The sequence below is a fragment of the Rhodanobacter sp. KK11 genome, from assembly GCF_033345435.1.
Lineage (GTDB): Bacteria > Pseudomonadota > Gammaproteobacteria > Xanthomonadales > Rhodanobacteraceae > Rhodanobacter.
Genome location: NZ_JAWPMI010000001.1, coordinates 339,590 through 358,652 on the forward strand (window position 1 = coordinate 339,590; position 19,063 = coordinate 358,652).

The 19,063-nt window shown below is 68.7% G+C and carries 14 protein-coding genes; 7 read left to right on the plus strand and 7 right to left on the minus strand.

All coding sequences use genetic code 11. From position 1 onward, the window contains the following. Window positions 1–7: 7 nt before the first annotated feature. Both R5H19_RS01455 and sppA read left to right on the plus strand, forming a co-directional pair. On the plus strand, window positions 8–1,393 hold the full coding sequence (locus R5H19_RS01455; protein ID WP_318157194.1) for an MATE family efflux transporter: 1,386 nt from the start codon (window positions 8–10) through the stop codon (window positions 1,391–1,393). Window positions 1,394–1,433: 40 nt separating this feature from the next. Continuing rightward, on the plus strand, window positions 1,434–3,299 hold the full coding sequence (gene sppA / locus R5H19_RS01460; protein WP_318157195.1) for a signal peptide peptidase SppA: 1,866 nt from the start codon (window positions 1,434–1,436) through the stop codon (window positions 3,297–3,299). A gap of 116 nt (window positions 3,300–3,415) precedes the next feature. Here the strand turns inward: sppA and R5H19_RS01465 are convergent, their stop codons facing one another. Beyond that, entirely contained in the window at window positions 3,416–3,625 is a 210-nt protein-coding gene (locus tag R5H19_RS01465; protein ID WP_318157196.1) for a hypothetical protein, read from the minus strand. Between the two features lie 103 nt (window positions 3,626–3,728). Here R5H19_RS01465 and R5H19_RS01470 point away from each other — a divergent pair, with 103 nt between their 5' ends. Then, complete coding sequence (locus R5H19_RS01470) at window positions 3,729–4,511, plus strand: SDR family oxidoreductase (RefSeq protein ID WP_318157197.1); 783 nt, start codon at window positions 3,729–3,731, stop codon at window positions 4,509–4,511. A gap of 10 nt (window positions 4,512–4,521) precedes the next feature. Here the strand turns inward: R5H19_RS01470 and R5H19_RS01475 are convergent, their stop codons facing one another. Continuing rightward, window positions 4,522–5,466, minus strand: coding sequence for a DegV family protein (locus tag R5H19_RS01475; protein ID WP_318157198.1), 945 nt, complete (start codon window positions 5,464–5,466; stop codon window positions 4,522–4,524). A 192-nt stretch (window positions 5,467–5,658) separates the two neighbouring features. Between R5H19_RS01475 and R5H19_RS01480 the strand changes: the two genes are divergently transcribed. Further along, the gene (locus tag R5H19_RS01480; RefSeq protein WP_318157199.1) at window positions 5,659–6,450 is read left to right on the plus strand and encodes an AMP nucleosidase; all 792 of its coding nucleotides are present in this window, start codon (window positions 5,659–5,661) and stop codon (window positions 6,448–6,450) included. Window positions 6,451–6,541: 91 nt separating this feature from the next. Here the strand turns inward: R5H19_RS01480 and R5H19_RS01485 are convergent, their stop codons facing one another. The 5 genes from R5H19_RS01485 to R5H19_RS01505 form a co-directional block, all read right to left on the minus strand. Continuing rightward, window positions 6,542–9,619 carry a TonB-dependent receptor gene (locus R5H19_RS01485; protein ID WP_318157200.1) on the minus strand — a complete coding sequence of 1,026 codons (3,078 nt, stop codon included), beginning with the start codon at window positions 9,617–9,619 and terminating at the stop codon, window positions 6,542–6,544. A 551-nt stretch (window positions 9,620–10,170) separates the two neighbouring features. Beyond that, on the minus strand, window positions 10,171–11,094 hold the full coding sequence (gene grxD, locus R5H19_RS01490; protein ID WP_318157201.1) for a Grx4 family monothiol glutaredoxin: 924 nt from the start codon (window positions 11,092–11,094) through the stop codon (window positions 10,171–10,173). Window positions 11,095–11,161: 67 nt separating this feature from the next. Continuing rightward, window positions 11,162–12,022 (minus strand): UDP-2,3-diacylglucosamine diphosphatase, encoded by an 861-nt coding sequence (locus tag R5H19_RS01495; RefSeq protein WP_318157202.1) that lies wholly within the window; start codon window positions 12,020–12,022, stop codon window positions 11,162–11,164. A gap of 89 nt (window positions 12,023–12,111) precedes the next feature. Then, window positions 12,112–12,711 (minus strand): SGNH/GDSL hydrolase family protein, encoded by a 600-nt coding sequence (locus R5H19_RS01500; RefSeq protein WP_318157203.1) that lies wholly within the window; start codon window positions 12,709–12,711, stop codon window positions 12,112–12,114. An 8-nt stretch (window positions 12,712–12,719) separates the two neighbouring features. Next, window positions 12,720–13,964, minus strand: a complete 1,245-nt coding sequence (locus R5H19_RS01505) for an aminotransferase class I/II-fold pyridoxal phosphate-dependent enzyme (RefSeq protein WP_318157204.1) — start codon at window positions 13,962–13,964, stop codon at window positions 12,720–12,722. A gap of 161 nt (window positions 13,965–14,125) precedes the next feature. Between R5H19_RS01505 and rsgA the strand changes: the two genes are divergently transcribed. The 3 genes from rsgA (at window position 14,126) to R5H19_RS01520 (ending at window position 19,005) form a co-directional block, all read left to right on the plus strand. Continuing rightward, window positions 14,126–15,181, plus strand: a complete 1,056-nt coding sequence (gene rsgA, locus R5H19_RS01510) for a ribosome small subunit-dependent GTPase A (protein ID WP_318157205.1) — start codon at window positions 14,126–14,128, stop codon at window positions 15,179–15,181. A gap of 144 nt (window positions 15,182–15,325) precedes the next feature. Further along, window positions 15,326–16,609 carry a flavohemoglobin expression-modulating QEGLA motif protein gene (locus tag R5H19_RS01515; RefSeq protein WP_318157206.1) on the plus strand — a complete coding sequence of 428 codons (1,284 nt, stop codon included), beginning with the start codon at window positions 15,326–15,328 and terminating at the stop codon, window positions 16,607–16,609. A 104-nt stretch (window positions 16,610–16,713) separates the two neighbouring features. After that, a complete protein-coding gene (locus R5H19_RS01520; RefSeq protein ID WP_318157207.1) occupies window positions 16,714–19,005 on the plus strand; it encodes an NADP-dependent malic enzyme in 2,292 nt (763 codons plus the stop codon). Window positions 19,006–19,063: the final 58 nt, after the last annotated feature.

The following is a 19,063-nucleotide window of genomic DNA, read 5'->3' on the forward strand; positions in this document are numbered from 1 at the left end:
TTGACCGATGATGGCTTTCCGTCCCGAACGCGCCCATCTACTGCACGAGGTGCGCGCCACCGTGCGTCTCGCGCTGCCGTTGATCGCCGCCCAGCTGGCGGCGGTCGGCAGCAACGTGATCGACGCGGTGCTGGCCGGGCATGTCAGCGCGCACGTGCTGGGTGCGGTGGCGGTGGGTGCCAGCATCTGGTCGCTGGCGATCGTCAGCGGCATCGGCATGATGATGGCGGTGCCGCCGTCGGTGGCGCAGCTCGACGGCGCCGGCCGGCGCCACGAGGTCGGTGCGGTGTTCCGCCAGGCGCTATGGCTGGCGCTGGGCATGGGCGTGGTGCTGTGGTTCGCGGTGCGCCACGCGGAGCCGCTGATCGAGCTGATCGGGGTGACCGCGAGCCTGCGCCACGACGTGCAGCGCTTCCTGCTGGCGATCAGCTGGGGCGCGCCCGCGCTGACCTGCTACTTCGCGCTGCGCGGGCTGTCCGAGGGCCTGTCGCTGACCCGGCCGTCGATGTACTTCAGCCTCGGCGGGCTGGTGCTGCTGATCCCGCTGGGCTACGTGCTGATGTTCGGCAAGCTGGGCATCCCGCCGCAGGGCGCGCACGGTTGCGGCGTGGCTACCGCGATCGTGCTGTGGCTGGAGATGCTGGCGTTCGGCGTCTATGTGATCTTCCGGCGCAACTATCGCGGGCTGGGCCTGTTCGACCGTTTCGAGTGGCCGGACCTGCGCCGGATCGGCCAACTGCTGCACATCGGAGCGCCGATGGCGGTGACCCTGCTGGCCGAGGCCGGGTTGTTCGTGGCCACCGCGCTGATTATCGCCACGCTGGGCGAGGACGTGATCGCCAGCCATCAGGTGGCGATCAACATCGCCTCGCTGTTCTTCATGATCCCGCTCGGCCTGGCCATGGCGATCACCGTGCGGGTGGGCAACGCGGTGGGCCGCGGCGACGAGCGCGGCGTGCGCTATGCGGGCTTGTGCGGGATCGGCCTTACCCTGGTCACGCAGGTGTTCTCGGCCGGGCTGATGCTGGGCCTGCCGCACTTCATCGCCGCGCTGTACACGCACGAGCCGAAGGTGATCGCGCTGGCCGCGCAGTTGATCATGCTGGCCGGGCTGTTCCAGTTCTCCGACGGCATCCAGGTTGCGGCAAACGGCGCCCTGCGCGGCCTCAAGGACACCCGCGTGCCGATGGCGATCACGCTGTTCTCGTACTGGATGGTGGGCATGCCGGTGGGCTGGTGGCTGGCCTTCCACCACGGCATGGGCGCGCGCGGCATGTGGATCGGCCTGATCGCCGGCTTGTCCGTGGCGGCGGCGATGCTGTTCACCCGCTTCTGGCGCAGTGCCTGGAAGCAGCGCTGGCGCCGCCACCTGCCGATGACCGCGCCGGCCTGAACGGCTACGCTTGCCCCGACGCTTCCGGATACTTGCCTATATGACGTTCCCACCACCGCCACCGCCGCGCCGCAACGGTTTCTGGGCCTTCCTGCGTGCACTGGGGCGCCTGATCAACGGCTTCCGGCTGGTGATCATCAACCTGGTGTTCTTCGGTCTGCTGTTCGTGCTGCTGCTGGTATTGGCCGCCGGTGCGGACCGCACGGTGCAGGATGGCAGCGTGCTGGTGATCAAGCCGCAGGGCCAGTTGGTCGAGCAGTACAGCATCGATCCGCTGCAGCGCGCGCTGGCGGGACTGGCCGGCGACGAACCGAAGCAGGTGCAGGTGCGCGACCTGGTCGGCGCGATCGACGCGGCGGCGAAGGACCCGCGGATCAGCCGCATCCTGCTGCTGCCGGACGAGCTGCATGACGGCGGTTTTGCCGCGTTGCGCGAGGTCGGCGCGGCGCTGGAGCGCTTCCGCGCGGCGGGCAAGCCGGTGGTCGCGTGGGCGGTGAACCTGGACCAGGGCCAGTACTACCTGGCCGCGCATGCCGACCGCCTGCTGGTCGACCCGCAGGGCGGCGTGCTGATCACCGGGCTGGCCAACTACCGCCTGTTCTACAAGGACCTGCTGGACAAGCTCGGCGTCGACGTGCACCTGTTCCGTGTCGGCGAGTTCAAGAGCGCGGCCGAGCCGTACATCCTCGACCACGCCTCGGCCGAGGCGAAACAGGCCGACAGTTACTGGATGGGCGGCCTGTGGGACGGCTACCTCGCGGAAGTGGCGGCCATGCGCAGGCTGGATCCGGCGACGCTGCGCGACGACATCGACGACCTGCCGCGGCATATCGCCGGCACCCAGGGCAACCTGGCCCAGCTGGCGCTGGATCAGCACCTGGTCGACGGCCTGGCCACCCGCGCCGAGCTGATCGCGATGATGCGCAAGGAAGGCGTGCCGGCCGACCGGAAAGGCCACAGTTTCCGCCAGGTCGAACTGAGCCGTTACGCGGCCAGTGTGCCGCACGACGGCGACGCGTTCGCGCCGGGCGTGGCGATCGTGGTGGCCGAGGGCGAGATCGCCGGCGGCAAGCGCGCGGCCGGCTCGATCGGCGGCGAATCCACCGCGGCGCTGATCCGCAGCGCACGCGAGGATCGCAAGACCAAGGCCCTGGTCTTGCGGGTCAACTCGCCCGGCGGCGAAGTGTATGCGGCCGAGCAGATCCGCCGCGAGATCGAGCTGACCCGCAGCGCGGGCATTCCCGTGGTGGTGTCGATGGGCGACGTGGCGGCCAGCGGCGGCTACTGGATCGCGATGAACGCGAACCGCATCTTCGCCGAGCCGAACACCATCACCGGTTCGATCGGCATCTTCGGCATGTACTACACGGTGCCGAACACGCTGGCCAAGCTCGGCGTCAAGAGCGACGGCGTGGCCACCGGGCCGATGGCCGGTGCGTTCGACATCAGCCGGCCGCTCGACCCGAAGGTCGGCGCGGTGATCCAGGCGATCATCGACAAGGGCTACCGCGACTTCGTCGGCAACGTGGCGAAGGCGCGCGGCAAGAGCTACGAGGCGGTCGACGCGATCGCGCAGGGCCGGGTGTGGACCGGCCGGCAGGCGCTCGAGCGCGGCCTGGTCGACCAGCTTGGCGGACTGCAGGCCGCCGTCGCCGATGCGGCGAACCTGGCCAGGCTCGGCAAGGGCTATCCGGTGCGCTACGTGGAGGCACCGCAGAGCGGTTTCGAACGTTTCCTGGCCGGCTTCAGCCAGGGGGCCAGCGTACGCCTGCTGCAGTCGTGGGGCGTGCGCCTGCCGAACTGGTTCGCCCAGTTGCCGGCATGGGCGCCGGAGCTGCAGCTGCTGCGCAACGCGAAGGCCGGTACGCCGAACATCTACGCCGATTGCCTGTGCCGTCCGCGTTGAGCAGTCGCCGCCGGGCGGCAGGCACCGCCGGCGGATCGTGCCCGCGGCGGACTGCGCGGGCAGGTCGCGCCGAAGGGCCGTGAATGTCGCGCGGGCCGGCCGTAGCCTGGGCGCGGCTACTGTTCCTGCGCCTCGATCTGCTTGCGTTGCTCCTCGGCCTGTTTGTCGACGGCCTTCTGCACGTCCTTCGCGCGCTGCTCGTCCGCCTTCAGTGCGTCGAACGGCGTGGCGGTGTCGGCTGCCGCCGGTTTGGCCTGGGGCTCCGGCGGCTTGCCGGAGCAGGCGGCGAGGGCGACGGCACAGAGCAGGATCGGCAGCGGTTTCATGGCGGTTCCCATGTGGGGGCGAAGTGCCGAGTGTCCCGCCATGCAGGGGGTCGGGCAAGGCTTGGCGCGGCAACGCGGCCGCCGTTTGCTTTAAGCTGGGCCCATGAACAGCCGCCTCGATGCCTGGCAACTGTACGGCCATACCGCCCTGGTCACCGGCGCCAGCAAGGGCATCGGCTACGCCACCGCGCGTGAACTGGCCGGCCTTGGCGCCAACCTGCTGCTGGTGGCGCGCGACGAGGACTATCTCGAACAGGTGCGCGTGGAACTGGCCGACGAGTTTGCCGGCATCGACGTGTTGGCGTTCGGCGCCGACCTGGCCGACGCCGAGGACCGGCTGGCCGTGTTCGACTGGATCGCCGACCTCGGCGCGCCGGTGTCGCTGCTGGTCAACAACGCCGGTGGCAACCAGCCCGGCGCCACGCTGGATTATCGCGAGGAGGACTATCGCGCGATCTTCGAGCAGAACCTGTTCTCCGCCTTCGAGATGTGCCGGCTGGCGCATCCGCAGCTGGTGCAGCACGCGAACGCGGCGATCGTCAACGTGGGTTCGGTGTCCGGCGTCACCCACGTGCGCACCGGCGCGCCCTACGGCATGAGCAAGGCGGCGCTGCACCAGCTCACCCGCAACCTGGCGGCCGAATGGGCGGTGGACGGCATCCGCGTCAACGCGGTGGCGCCGTGGTACATCCGCACCCAGCGCACCGGCCCGGCGCTGGCCGACGCCGACTACCTGGACGAGGTGCTCGAGCGTACGCCGCTCAGGCGCATCGGCGAGCCGGAGGAGGTGGCCGCGGCAATCGCCTTCCTGTGCCTGCCAGCGGCCAGCTACGTCACCGGCCAGGTGCTGGCGGTGGACGGCGGGTTCCTCAACTACGGCTTCTGAGCGGCGGGCCTCAGAACTCCGCTTCGTGCTCCTCGGCGGCGAAGCCGATGGTCACTGCGCCTTCACCCACGTTGACCATGCCGGTGATGCTCATCGGTGCCTCCATCAACTCGACGCCGCACTCCTCGCAGGCCGCACGCAACCCGGCATAGCCGGGCAGATGCGACAGCACGGCCAGGTCGCCGCCGTAGCTGGCGCACACCATCGGCACCAGCAGGCCGGCGCGCACCCGCTGCGCGGCGTAGTTGAACAGCGCTTCCGCGCCCTGCTCGAAGCCGCGTGCCTTGCCGACCGGGCCGGTCTCGCCGCGGAAACAGCGCAGGATCGGCTTGATGTCCAGCGCCGAGCCCAGCATTGCGCTGACCAGACTGACGCTGCGGTCGTTCTTCTTCTTGGCGCGGGCGCGCAGGTAATACAGGTCGCGCGGCAGCATGTAGCCGTAGGTGTAGTTGGCGAGGTGGGCGAGCCGCTCGCGGATCGTGGCCGGCGTTTCGTTGGCGGCGATCAGGCGGGCCGCTTCGTAGACCAGTGGCGCGGCGCCGGCGAAGATGTTGCGGGTATCGATCACGCGCATCATGAACGGACCGGGCACGCCGGCCTGCTCGCGTACCTGGCGGTAATTCTTGAGGATGCCGAAGCTGGCCTTGTTGACGTGTTCGTTGATCGGGCTGCGGGTGGCGGTGATGGTCAGGCAGAACACGCAGTCCTGCTCCAGCACCAGTTTTCCGAGGAACAGCTTCTGCACCTCGTCCACCGGGCAGGGCTCGGTTTCCGCCGAATGGCTGCGACTGCCGAGGCGGCGGTCGATGAAGCGCTGGATCTCGGCCGGCTTGCGGTCGTCCATGAACACTTCGCTGTCCACCCGCACGGTGATCGGCATCACCGCGATGTCGTGCTGTTGCAGGAACGCCTGCGACAGGTCGCAGGCCGCATCGATTGCCAGACCCATCCGCATCACATGCCCCCCGGTCATCAATGGCAGGCAGACCATAACACGCCACAAGTGACCGGCAAGACTGGAAAAAGTACCGGTTCGGCGGCCGCGGCTGCAGACCGCGTCGCCGGCGGCCCCTAGAATGGCGCTCTTCACAACTGGCATCGTGCCGGCGTGGCGTCGCCGGCAACCTCAGTGGGCAAGACTCCATCCATGAAAAGCAAAAGCGAGATCGTTTCCAACTGGCTGCCGCGCTACACCGGCACGCCGCTCGACCAGTTCGGCGAGCACATCCTGCTGACCAACTTCGGCCATTACGTGGAATTGTTCGCGCAGTGGCACGGGGTGGAGGTGCAGGGGCGCGACCGGCCGATGCCGAACGCCACCGCCGACGGCATCACCCTGATCAACTTCGGCATGGGCAGCCCGAACGCGGCCACCATGATGGACCTGCTCGGTGCGATCGGGCCGAAGGCCGCGCTGTTCCTGGGCAAGTGCGGCGGCGTCAAGAAGAAGAACCAGCTTGGCGACCTGGTGCTGCCGATCGCGGCGATCCGCGGCGAAGGCACCAGCAACGACTACCTGCCGCCGGAAGTGCCGGCGCTGCCGGCGTTCCAGCTGCAGCGCGCGGTGTCGACGATGATCCGCGACCTCGGCCACGACTACTGGACCGGTACCGTCTACACCACCAACCGCCGCGTGTGGGAACACGACGATACCTTCAAGGCCTACCTGCGGCGCACCCGCTGCATGGCGGTGGACATGGAAACCGCCACGATCTTCGCCGCCGGCTTCGCCAACCGGATCCCCTGCGGCGCACTGTTGCTGGTGTCCGACCAGCCGATGATCCCGGAAGGCGTGAAGACCGAGGCCAGCGATCGCAACATCACCTCGCGGTTCGTCGAGGCGCACATCAGGATCGGCATCGAGGCGCTCAAGCTGGTGCGCCGCAACGGTCGCAGCGTGAAGCACCTGCGCTTCGAGGAGGAGATCGAGGCGGATTGAGCGCAAGGAGGGCTCCGCCTGACGTGAAGAAGGCCGCCAGGTCTCCCTGGCGGCCTTCTTGCAACTACCACATGCGTGTTGCTTCAGCTCATCAGAAGTCGTACGACACGCCGAAACGGACGTAACGCGGCGTCTGCATGCTGTACGGGCGCAGGTAGCTCGTGCTCGTCGAGATCGCGTAGGTCTGAGTGACCTTCTGGCTGTCGAACACGTTGTTGACCATCACGTTGAAGGCCAGCTTCTTGCCCGCCCACTCCGGCCGGTACTCCGCGCTCAGGCTGAGCGTGTAGGTCCACGGGTTGCGCGTGGCACCCGGCGACGACGGCTTACCGTTGCAGAAGTGGTAGTACGGACCGTAGCCGAGGCCCGGGTTGGTCTGGTCTGCCCCGTAGTAGCCCAGGCAGGTGCGCGGTGCACCGGACAGGATCGCCAGGTTGCCCGACACCATCCATTCCGGCGCGATCTGGTACGAGCCGTATGCCTTGAGCTGGTGGCGACGGTCGTTGGCCAGGGCACCGTTGGCATAGTCCATGACCTGGGCGTAATCCCAATCCACCGTCGCGGATACGTCGGTCTGGCCGATGTCGGTGCGCACCTGGCCTTCGCTGTTGCCGTAGCTGCGCGAGAACAGGTAGTCGACCTTGCCGTACCACTTGCCGTCGAACGGATGCTCCAGGTACAGGTCCAGGCCGTAGTACTTGCGCTTCATCGTGGTGTTGAAGTGGAAGTCGTTCTTCCAGTCCATCTGCACGGTGTAGTAGCCGCCGCCCAGCTTCGGAATGTTGAAGTAGGAGGTGCTGCCCGGGTTGATCAGGATGCTCGCCGGCACCTGGGTGGCATCGTAGCTGTTCGGATCGATGCCCATCGCGTTCATCTTGGCGATGATCGAGATGTTGTCGCCGACGTCGTCGATGGCGTTGCGCAGGTTGCGGTAGGTCGCCTTGGCACCGTACACCCACGAATCGCCCAGCTTCTTGTCGAAGCCGAGGATGTACTCGTCCTGGTACTCCGACTTCAGGTTGGTCGAGGCCGAGGTCTTCGGGTCACGCGCCTGGCCGTACTCGCCGTTGGCCGACACGGGCGCACCGGCGCCCAGGTAGGTGTCGATCGGAGTCAGGCCGGTCGGGATGCCGTTGGCGTCGATACCGGTGTAGGTGTAGTAGGTGCGGGTGTACAGCGAGGTGCCGGCGGAGCGCAGCGCCACGCTGGTCGGCAGCGCGAGGTAGTAGCGACCGGCGTTGCCGTAGACCTTGAAGCTGGAGTCGCCGTTCACGTCCCAGCTGAAGCCCACGCGCGGTGCCCACTGCGGGCTGGTCAGGCGCAGGTAGGGCTGACCGACGGCGTTGTAGTTGGTGAACTGGTCGTTGCGCAGGCCGAGCTTGACCAGCCAGCGGTCGTTGACCTGCCAGCTGTCCTCGACGTACTGCGCACGCTGCGCCACGCGCACCGAGGCATTGTCGTGGTACTTGTACTGGGCCACGTAGTAGCCGTCCGCGCCACCCGGCTGGGAGCCGGTGTTGGCCACCCACGGCGAGTTCTGCCAGTCGGCACCCGGCTGGGCCGTGCCCGGGCCACCCACGATATAGGTGTTCGGATCGTCCATGTGGTCGTATTCCCAGGCGTAGCCGAGGCCGGCATCAGGGAACTTGGTGCCGCCGTCGACGTTCTTCTGGTCCTGGTTGTCGATACCGGCGGTCAGCGTGTGGTCGCCGAGCTTGTAGCTCACGTCGATGCGCAGGTTGGTGTTGGTCGAACGGTGACCCGGCAGGTTGATCGTCGACACCGTCTGGCTGTTGGTGATCGGCGAGCCGCCGTTGAGGGCAGGGTTCTGCTCGTTCGGCGTGAACAGGTACGGATAGGTCGGATCGTAGTCGGCGACGCTGCTGTACCAGGTGCCCTTCATCTTGCCGTACAGCGCGCTGACGGTCAGGTCATCGGTGATGTAGCTGGTGAACTTCGCCGAATAGACGTCCGCACCGTTCTTGGTGTGGGTGTCGTTGCTGTTGAAGCCGCCTTCGGTCAGGGTGGCGTAGCTGAAGTCGTTGAACTTGCCCTGGTAGGACGACTTGTTCGACGCACCGGTCAGTTCGAGGATGTTGCTGTCGGTGATGTTCCAGTCCAGCTTGCCGTACCACTTCGGGTTGTCGTAGCGGTAATGGTCGACGAACGGCGCCACGTTGGAGCCGGTCGACTCGCCCTGCTGGCGCTCGGCCTCGACGGCGGCGAACATGAACAACTTGTCCTGGATCAGCGGACCGCCGACGTAGGCGTCCACCGTGGTGGTCCACGACTTGTTGTTCTTGCGGTACTGGCGCAGCTTGCCCTGCGAGCCGTCCTTGTTGACGTAGTACCAGTTCTTCGGGTCGGCGCTCAGGTCCGTCGGGGTCCACTGGATCTGGCCGCCGAAGTGCCACTCGTTGGTGCCGCGCTTGCCGACCTGGCTGATCACGCCGCCGTCGGAACGGCCGTAGGCCGCGCCGTAGCCGCCGCTCATGATTTCCTGCTGGTCGATGGCGCCGTACGGCAGGGTGATGCCGCCGAAGCCGCTGAGCGGATCGGTGGTGTTGAAGCCGTTGATGTAGTACGCGTTCTCGGTCACCGAGGAGCCGCCGAACGACACTACCGAGCCGCCGAGGACGTTGTTGAACAGGCCGCTGCCCTGGACCACGCCCGGGGCCAGCAGGGCGATCGCCTCGGCGCTGCGCGCCAGCGGCAGGCGGGCCAGCTGCTCGGCGGTGATGACCGTACGGGAGTCGACGCCGCTGACGTCGATGCTGGGCAGGGCGTTGGCCTGCACCGTCACCGCCGACAGGTTCTGGGCGTTCTGGGCGCCGAAGGAAACCTCGGTGCCCGCGCCCACGCGCAGCGTGACGTTGGAGCGCGAATCGACGGCCTGGCCATTGCGCTGCAGGGTCACCGTGTAGTTGCCCAGCGGCAGTGAACCTACGGTGTAGTGGCCGGTCGAATCCACATCGACCTGCCGGGTGACACCGGACGAACTCTTGATCAGTACCGAATCGCCTGCCTGAGCCTGACCGAAGATGCTGCCGGTCGTGGCTTGGGCATAGACCGCCCCGGTCATGCCGAATCCAACGGCAATGGCGAGCGCTACCGCGGTACGACGCCCCAGCGCCTTGTTGGATGCAGGCTTGTGCAAAGTGGACTTCATTAACTCACCCTCCGTTGAGCGGTTTGGCGCAGCTGGTGCGGCGCTTCCCCAATTACGCAGCGAATGAAAAGGCTGCAAACAGATTCGACTTATTAGTTGTTTCCGAAGGCATCCGTTGTCCCGGAACCGTGGCCATGGACAGCACCGCACTCGAATGCAGCGTGCCGGCGTGCCCGCTTGAATTGCTGGCCCAGTGACGTCACGGATGGATCACGATCACCTTCGTGCGGACAAGTTACGACGCACAAAAACGTTACGCAATAGTTATGAATTCAGTAATAAAACAGCTATGCAATAGCTGGCATATTTCATGCTAAGTCGTAATAAATGACGGATATCGAAAACAATGGCGGCATGCACGATGCAATCACGCAAATACTTGTGGAATGCAAGAATTGACGTCAAGAAATCTCGTAATGAGATTCTATTAATCGCAAGTAATTGCGGCTTGCGGATTTCAGCATTAACGCTGCATGAATGGACGCTGCCCGCCGGGCATAAAAAACGCCCGCAAGGCGGGCGTTCCGGCGTGTCGCATGGCGAGAGGAAAATCAGTAGCGGGGCACGCCCGGATCCACTTCGCTGGCCCACGCGTCCATGCCGCCTTCCACGTTATAGAGGTTGCTGAAGCCGTGGGCGGCGAAGCGTTCGGCCATGGCGCGGCTGGACATGCCGTGGTGGCAGATGAAGGCCAGCGCGGTGTCCTTGGGCAGGCTGGCCAGCGCCTCGTAGCCTTCTTCCTCCAGCACCCGCGCCTGCGCCAGCGGCGCGGCCATGGCGCGGCCGGCGGCGGGGCGCACGTCGATCAGCACGAGGTCGCCGGCGGCCAGGCGCTGCTGCAGCTGCTGCACGCTCAGCGACTTGATCTCCTGTGCGCCCGGGAACTTCAGGCTGAGGCCCTCGCCCTGCACGGTGGAGACCCAGTCGATCACGATGCCTTTGGCGCGCTGCGCGCTGGCCGGGTCGAAGTGGATCTCCAGGCCGTTGGCGTGCGCCACGATGTCGTGCTCGCCGGCTGGCGCCAGCTGGAAGCCGGCGCTGTGGTCGGGGCCGATCTCCAGGTGCAGCGCCATGCCCTGCGCGTTCGCGGTGCCCTGGCGGATCGCCTCCGCGGCGGCGTCGGTAATGGTGATTTCCGGCGGGGTGCGGTCCGGCGCGGCGACGCCGAACAGCTGGTGCAGCTCGCCGCTGCCGTACATCTGGCGGATGATGTCGGCGCCGCCGACCAGTTCGCCCTCCACGTACAGCTGCGGGATGGTCGGCCAGTCGCCGTAGGCCTTGATGCCCTCGCGGATCTCCGGGTCGTCCAGCACGTTGACCGTGTGGTAATCCGCCAACAGCTCGTTCAGCGTGTTGCTGGCAGCGGCGGAGAAGCCGCACATCGGCTGGCTGCGGTTGCCCTTCATGAACAGCACCACGCGGTGGTCCTTGAGCAGGGTTTCGATACGTTCGCGGGTGTTGCTGTCGAGGGACATCGGGGGACCTCCGGCGGGGAAGACGACATGATACGCCGCTCCGACATGCGGTGCCCCGGCCTGGCGTTCAAGCCGTCCGGTGCAATGCGTCCGCCTCGCCGCGGCGGTGGGCCGCACCCAGCGGCGCCAGCGGCAGCACCGCGGCGGGCGAGGGCCAGACCCGTTCGCGGCTGGCGCGACCCAGTGCGGTGGCGTGCTCGCTCCAGTGCAGCAGTTCCATCGCGCCGGCGCCGTCCTCGACCAGCACAGTGCAATGCTCGACCCAGTCGCCGTCGTTGAGGTAGAGCACGCCGCCCAGCTCGCGCACGTGGCCGAAGTGGATGTGCCCGCAGATATGGCCGTCGAAGCCGCGCTCGCGCGCGTCGTCGGCCACGCGCTGCTCGTAGGCGCGGATGTACGCCAGCGCCTTGCCGATGCGCGACTTCAGGATGATCGACAGCGGCAGGTACGGCAGCGCCAGCCGCTGCCGCCACGCGTGCAGCCGGCGGTTGCTCCAGCACACCAGCCGGTGCATCGCCTCGCCCAGCAGCATCCAGCGGCGGCCAATCCGCGCGGGGTCGAACTCGTCGCCGTGGCTGACCCGGTAGCGGCGGCCGTCGGCGGCCACATGCACCGCGTCCAGCGCGATCCGCACGCCGCCGACGCACTGTCCGTGCAGGCCGCGCAGCGGCGCGTCGTGGTTGCCGGGGATGTACACCACCTCGACCCCGCGACGCGCCAGCGCCAGCACCTGGGCGATCACCGCGCTATGCGAGGGATGCCACCAGCGCCGTCGCGACAGCGCCTCCACGTCGATGATGTCGCCGACCAGGTAGAGCTTCTCGCAGCGCAGCCGGCGCAGGAAGTGGAGCAGGTAGGCGGCCTTGCAGTCGGGCGTGCCCAGATGTACGTCGGAGATGAAGGCGCTGCGACAATGGAAGCCGGTCATGGCACGTCCCCGCTGGTGGCCCGGGGCGGCAGCGTGCGCCGGCCGTGTCACCGCGCGATGGCGGGCAGGTTGCAGCGCGGTTGCGGCGGCTACGTGGCCAGCGCGGCGCGGGCCGCCGGCGCGATCGCCTGCGCCCATAGTGCGTACTGCGCAGCCGACGGGTGCAGGCCGTCGTCGGCGAGCAGGGCAGGATGGGCGCGCGAGATGCCGGTGATGTCGACGAAGCGGGCGCCGGCGCTCTCGGTCGCGGCGCGGGCGATCGCGTTGTAGGCGTCCAGTTCGGCCGCGATGCGCGCGGCGTCGCGGCCCTGTTCGCGGGCAAACGGGGTGATGCCCCAGTCGGGGATCGATGCCACCAGTACGTGCGCGACGCGGTTGCCGGCCAGCGCCACGGCACGTGCCAACAGGCCGGCGAACTGGTCGCGATAGTCGTCGGCCGGGCGGCCGCGGTATTGGTTGTTCACGCCGATCTGCAGGCTGACCAGGTCGTACGGTGGCGCCAGCGCGGCTACGTCCATGCCCCGCCACAGCTCGTCGGTGGTCCAGCCGGTGACGGCAACCACCTGTGGCTCGTCGAGCGGCGTGCCGGTCCGGCGCAGATGCCGCGCCAGCACTGCCGGCCAGCGTTCGTGTGCGGCCACGGCCTCACCGATGGTGTAGGAGTCGCCGAGGGCGAGGAAGCGTGCCATCGCGCCACTCAGGCCAGCGCGGCCGAGAGCGGCGCCTGCTCGCGCACCATCCGCGCCAGCACCCGTTCGATCCGTACGAACACCTCGCCGAGCTGTGCCGGCGGCGGCAGCAGGGTCAGCCGGAAGTGGCGGCTGCCAGGCACGTTGAAGCTGCTGCCGGGCACCACCAGCACCGATTCCTCCTCCAGCAGGCGCAGCGCGAACGTCTCGTCGTCGAACACGGGGAAGTGCTCGGCGCACACCTGCGGGAACGCGTACAGCGCGCCCTGCGGCGCGGCCAGTTCCAGGTAGTCGCTGGCAGCGACGCCCGCCAGCACTTGCCGGCGCGCCTCGTGCAGGCGGCCGCCCGGGGCGGTCAGCGCACCGATCGTGGGAGCGTCCTGCAGTGCCGGCGGTACCGCCCATTGTGCGGTGACGTTGGCGCACAGGCGCAGCGCGGCAAGCAGCTGCAGCGCGTCGCGGTAGGCGGCGCTGCGTGCGGGATCGCCGGACAGGCTCATCCAGCCGACCCGGTAACCGCAGGCGCGATGCACCTTGGACAGGCCGCCGAAGCTGAGGCAGGGCAGTTCGCCGGCCACCTCGGCCAGCGGCTGGAACACGGCGTCGTCGTACAGGATCTCGTCGTAGATCTCGTCGACCAGCAGCAGCAACCGGTGGCGTGCCGCGACCTGCGCCAGCCGCTGCAGCAGCGCGCGCGGGTACACCGCGCCGGTGGGGTTGTTCGGGTTGATCAGCACCAGCGCGCGGGTGCGCGGGGTGACCAGCGCCTCGACTTCGTCCGGATCGGGCAGATGGCCGTGCTCGGCCTGGCAGCGGTAGTAGCGCGGGCGGCCGCCGTTGAGGATGGTGGCGGCGCTCCACAGTGGGTAGTCGGGACTGGGCAGCAGCACTTCGTCGCCCGGCTGCAGCAGTGCGCGCAGGCTGAGGTCGATCAGCTCGCTGACACCGTTGCCGACGAAGATGCGTTCCGGCGCCACGCCCTGTGCGCCGCGCGCGCGCTGCTGCGCGGCGATCGCCTCGCGGGCCGCTTCCAGGCCCTGCTCGTGGCCGTAGGCCTCGCTGTCGCGCAGGTGGCTGGCGATTGTCTCGCGCAGGTGCGCCGGCGCCTCGAAGCCGTAGCGTCCGGGGTTGCCGATGTTGAGCTTGATGATGTCGAGGCCGGCGGCCTCCAGTTCGCGCGCGCGCCGGGTCAGCGCACCGCGGATTTCGTAGCGCACGTCCGCCAATTGCGCACTGGGTGTGATCGGGGCCAACGCCGGGGTCCTTTGCATGCTTGGGATGATGTCGAGAGGCGGCCCGATGCTAGCAGCGTGGTGCAGTGCAGCGCGAGGGCTGTTTGGGCCGGTTTGCGGTTCATCGTCGGGCAATCTTCAGGCAGGGCATAATCGCCACACCAAGCCGACCGGTTCCTCCAATGAGCGATGCCGAAACGATCGACCGCCTGCGCCGCATCGGCTGGCGCGGCGATGCGCTGCCTGCCGCCGGCGTGGGCCTGGCGCGGGTGGTGGCCCAGCATCGCGCCGGCTACGAGCTGCACGACGGCGAAAGCCTGTTCGGCGCGCAGCCGGACGGGCGTTTCCTCAAGCGCGGCCTCGACCCGGCCGAGCGGCCGGTGGTCGGCGATTTCGTCGAGGTCGAGCCGGGCCGGCCGCCGCACATCGTCAAGGTGCTGGCGCGGCGCACGGCGCTGTCGCGCGCCGCGGCCGGCGAGCGCTACGAGCGCCAGCTGATCGCCGCCAACATCGACTACGTGCTGGTGCTGACCGGGCTGGACGGCGACTTCAACCCGGCGCGGATCGAGCGCTACCTGTCGTTGACCGAGGGCTCCGGCGCGCAGCCGGTGGTGCTGCTGAGCAAGCTGGATGTGCACGAAGACGCCGCGGCGCAGGTCGATGCGCTGCGCGCGCGGCTGCCCGCGGGCACGCCGATCCATGCGCTGAACGGCAAGGACCCGGCCAGCGTGGCGCCGCTGGCGGCGTACCTGCAGCCGGGCGACAGCGCGGTGCTGGTCGGCTCCTCCGGCGCCGGCAAGTCGACCCTTACCAACACCCTGCTCGGCACGGCACGCATGGCCACCGCCGCGGTGCGCAGCCACGACAGCCGCGGCCGCCACACCACCACTTATCGCGCCCTGCTGCAGCTGCCCTCGGGCGGCTGCCTGATCGATACCCCCGGCATGCGCGAGCTGAAGCTGACCGGCGAGGAGAACCTCGACCTGTTCGCCGACATCGAGGCGCTGGCCGAGCAATGCCGCTTCGCCGATTGCGGCCACGGCAGCGAACCGGGCTGTGCGGTGCAGGCGGCGCTGGACAGCGGCGAGCTGGCGCCCGGGCGCTGGCGCAACTACCTCAAGCTGCATGACGAGCGCGAGGAGCAGGCGGCGACGCTGGAGGCGCGCCTGCGCCGCCAGCGCGGCGGCCGGCCGATCGAGCGGCCGCACGGCCATCGCGGCCAGCGCGAGCGGGAGTGAACCGCGGCGCGGCCGGCTTGCGGACGGCACGCGCCAAAGCATCTAGTATCGCGGCATCGTCGTGGCGGAGCGCGGGCATGCGTCGGATGTCTTCCCCATACCCGGGCGGCACGGTCGCGCCGGCCCGTGCGGCGGAGTGGTGAGTTGAACGCGTCGGGCGCCTCCGTCGCGCCGGAACTGCAGCGCTACGCCGCGCTCGACCAGCGCCTGCTGGCGGCCGTGCGCGGCATCCACATCCTGCCCACGGTGGCGTGGCCGGCGTCGCTGGAGGACCGCATGATCGCGGACTACGCCCGGGGCCGCTTCGCCTTGCCGCAGGTGAGCTACACGCGGCCGGACCTGTCCGCGGCGCGCGCCGAGCTGGCGGCGATCGAGGCCGCCGCGGCCGAGGTGGCGCAGATCGACCCGCTGGGCGACTACCTGCGCCGTACCGCCGAGTCCTGGCGCATCGCCGCCGAGATGCTGGAGTCGGTCGGGACCGCCGGCGTCACTGCGCCGTCGATCGCGCTGTATGGACGCCCGGACGACATCATCCCCGGCAGCCAGCGCAGCAACCTCGATGCGGCACGCTACTTCGTCGAGTTGTCCGATGAGCTGGGCGCGGACCTGCTGGCCGACGACAGCTGCGTGGACGTGCCGGCCGACGAGCTGCGCGGCGACCTGGCTGCCACCCTGGACGCATTCTTCGGCGCCGGCACGATCAGCGTCGAGGTCGATCCCGAACTGACCGCCAAGGCCGCTGCCGGCGCCACCCGCATCCGCCTGCGCGGCGGCGCCAGCTTCAGCGAATACGACCGCCACCAGCTGCTGGCGCACGAGGCCTTCGTGCATTCGCTGACCGCGCTGAACGGCCGCCGGCAACCGCTGCTGGCCTCGCTGGGGCGCACCTCGCCGCGGGTCACCGCGACCCAGGAAGGGTTGGCGGTGTTCGCCGAGCTGATGTCCGGCGCGATCGACATCGCCCGGCTCAAGCGCATCAGCCTGCGCATCCTGGCGATCGACATGGCGCTGGGCGGCGCCGACTTCGTCGAGGTCTACAGGTATTTCAGCGCCTGCGGCCAGAGCCCGGCGGACAGCTTCCATTCGGCCCAGCGCGTGTTCCGCGGGGTGCCGCCGGGCGGCGGCGCGGCGTTCGCCAAGGACAACGTCTACCTCAGTGGTCTGCTCAGCGTGCACACGTTCTTCCGCCTCGCCCTGAAGCGGCGGCGGATGGATCTGCTGCGCCACCTGTTCGCCGGCAAGCTGACCCTGCACGACGTGGTCGCGCTGCAGCCGCACTTCGAGTCCGGCGCGATTGCGCCGCCGCGCTGGCTGCCGCCGTGGATGCAGCGCGTGCACGGGCTGGCCGGCAAGCTGGCGTTCTCGGTTTTCATCAACGGCATCCACTTGAACCGGGTGCAGGGTGACGAACTGCTGCAGAGCGTCTGACGCCGCCCCGCCGGCGCCGGTCGGGCAGGCGCCCCGGTGCTAACATCACAGGCCATCCTCCGTCGGGGTGTCTGCCGCCCCGTTCACCCACACACGAAGCATCCATGAGCCTTCCCGAAGAACTGCGCCTCGCCGCCCTCGAGTACCACCGCCTGCCGCGCCCCGGCAAGATCAAGGTCACCCCGACCACCTCGCTGCTGACCCAGCGCGACCTGTCGCTGGCCTACTCGCCCGGTGTCGCCGCGGCCTGCGACGCGATCGTCGAGGACCCGACCACGGCGGCGGAGTACACCGCACGCTCCAACCTGGTCGCGGTGATCAGCAACGGCACCGCGGTGCTCGGCCTGGGCAACATCGGGCCGCTGGCGGCCAAGCCGGTGATGGAAGGCAAGGGCGTGCTGTTCCAGAAGTTCGCCGGCATCGACGTGTTCGACATCGAGGTGGCCGAGAACGACCCGGACAAGCTGGTCGACATCATCGCCAGCCTGGAGCCCACCTTCGGCGGCATCAACCTGGAAGACATCAAGGCGCCGGAGTGCTTCATCGTCGAGCGCAAGCTGCGCGAGCGGATGAAGATCCCGGTGTTCCACGACGACCAGCACGGCACCGCGATCATCGTGGGCGCCGCCATCGTCAACGCGCTGGAAGTGGTGGGCAAGAAGATCGAGGACGTGCGCATCGCCACCACCGGCGCCGGCGCGGCCGGCATCGCCTGCCTGGACATGCTGGTGGCGCTGGGCGCGAAGCCCGAGCACATCCTCGCCTTCGACCGCGAGGGCGTGATCTACCGGGGCCGCGACCACCTCGACCCGGACAAGGCGCGCTACGCCCGCGACACCGAGCAGCGCACGCTGGCCGGGATCGTGGCCGGCGCCGACGTGTTCCTCGGCCTTTCCGCCGGCGACATCCTGAAGCCGGCGATGGTGGCCACCATGGCCGAGCGGCCGATCATCCTCGCGCTCGCCAACCCCAACCCGGAGATCCTGCCGGAAGACGCCAAGAAGGTGCGGCCCGACTGCATCGTCGCCACCGGCCGTTCGGATTATCCGAACCAGGTCAACAATGCGCTGTGCTTCCCGTACATCTTCCGCGGCGCGCTGGATGTGGGCGCCACCGTGATCAACGAGGCGATGAAGACCGCCTGCGTGCGCGCGATCGCCGCGCTGGCGCGGATGGAAGCCTCCGACCTCGGCAGCGCCTACGGCGGCGAGGTGCCCTCGTTCGGCCCCGACTACCTGATCCCGCGCCCGTTCGACCCGCGCCTGCTGGTGATGCTGGCGCCGGCGGTGGCGCAGGCGGCGATGGACTCGGGCGTGGCCACCCGGCCGATCGTCGACATGGAGGCGTACAAGGAGAAGCTCGGCCAGTTCATCTACCGCACCGGTCTGATCATGAAGCCGGTGTACGACCGCGCCCGCGCCAATCCCAAGCGCGTGGTCTACGCCGAGGGCGAGGAAGAAACCGTGCTGCGCGCGGTGCAGACGGTGGTCGACTACAAGCTCGCCCGGCCGATCCTGATCGGCCGGCCCGACGTGATCGACATGCGCATCCATCGGCTGGGCCTGCGCATGCGCCCCGGCGTCGACTTCGAGCTGACCAACATCAACGACGACCCGCGCTTCCACGAGTACTGGCAGCAGTACCACGCGATGACCGGTCGTCGCGGCGTGACGCCGGACGCGGCGAAGAACCTGATGCGCTCGCGGCCCACCCTGATCGCCGCGATGATGGTCAAGCGCGGCGAGGCCGACGCGATGATCTGCGGCCTGGTCGGCCGCTACCACAAGAAGCTGGGCTACCTGCGCAGCGTGTTCGGGCTGGACCCCGGCGTGCAATGCACCTCGGCGATGACCGGGGTGATCAATGACAAGGGCGCCTGGTTCTTCCTCGACACCCACGTGCAGCTCGACCCCAGCGCCGAGCAGATCGCCGAGGCCACGCTGCAGGCCTCGTACCGGCTCAAGTTGTTCGGCGTGGAGCCGAAGGTGGCGCTGCTGTCGCACTCCAACTTCGGCAGCCACGACAACGCCAGCGCGGCGAAGATGCGCAGGGTGCGCGAGATCCTCAAGGCACGCGCGCCGAAGCTGGAGATGGACGGCGAGATGCAGGCCGACACCGCGTGGGACGAGCCGTTGCGCCGGCGCATCTACCCGGAGACCACGCTGGGCGGCCGCGCCAACCTGTTCGTGATGCCCAACCTGGACGCCGCCAACATCGTCTACAACATGGTGCGGGTGATGACCGACGGCGTGGCGATCGGGCCGATCCTGATGGGCGTGGACAAGCCGGCCCACATCCTCACCACGGCGTCCAGCGTGCGCCGCGTGGTCAACATGAGCGCGGTGGCGGTGGTGGATGCGCAGATCCGCGCCGCGCAGGGCGAGCGGCGCGGCTGAGGCAAGGCCCAGCCATGCGCCGACGCATGGCCGGCCATTTGGCGCCCATGCCGCGCCG

Coding starts and splice junctions, on each gene's coding strand:
- R5H19_RS01465 (WP_318157196.1), bottom strand. CDS start 3,625: ATGAAACCGCTGCCGATCCTGCTCTGTGCCGTCGCCCTCGCCGCCTGC.
- R5H19_RS01475 (WP_318157198.1), bottom strand. CDS start 5,466: ATGCGGATGGGTCTGGCAATCGATGCGGCCTGCGACCTGTCGCAGGCG.
- R5H19_RS01520 (WP_318157207.1), top strand. CDS start 16,714: ATGAGCCTTCCCGAAGAACTGCGCCTCGCCGCCCTCGAGTACCACCGC.
- R5H19_RS01455 (WP_318157194.1), top strand. CDS start 8: ATGATGGCTTTCCGTCCCGAACGCGCCCATCTACTGCACGAGGTGCGC.
- R5H19_RS01500 (WP_318157203.1), bottom strand. CDS start 12,711: ATGGCACGCTTCCTCGCCCTCGGCGACTCCTACACCATCGGTGAGGCC.
- R5H19_RS01485 (WP_318157200.1), bottom strand. CDS start 9,619: ATGAAGTCCACTTTGCACAAGCCTGCATCCAACAAGGCGCTGGGGCGT.
- R5H19_RS01470 (WP_318157197.1), top strand. CDS start 3,729: ATGAACAGCCGCCTCGATGCCTGGCAACTGTACGGCCATACCGCCCTG.
- R5H19_RS01480 (WP_318157199.1), top strand. CDS start 5,659: ATGAAAAGCAAAAGCGAGATCGTTTCCAACTGGCTGCCGCGCTACACC.
- rsgA (WP_318157205.1), top strand. CDS start 14,126: ATGAGCGATGCCGAAACGATCGACCGCCTGCGCCGCATCGGCTGGCGC.
- R5H19_RS01495 (WP_318157202.1), bottom strand. CDS start 12,022: ATGACCGGCTTCCATTGTCGCAGCGCCTTCATCTCCGACGTACATCTG.
- grxD (WP_318157201.1), bottom strand. CDS start 11,094: ATGTCCCTCGACAGCAACACCCGCGAACGTATCGAAACCCTGCTCAAG.
- sppA (WP_318157195.1), top strand. CDS start 1,434: ATGACGTTCCCACCACCGCCACCGCCGCGCCGCAACGGTTTCTGGGCC.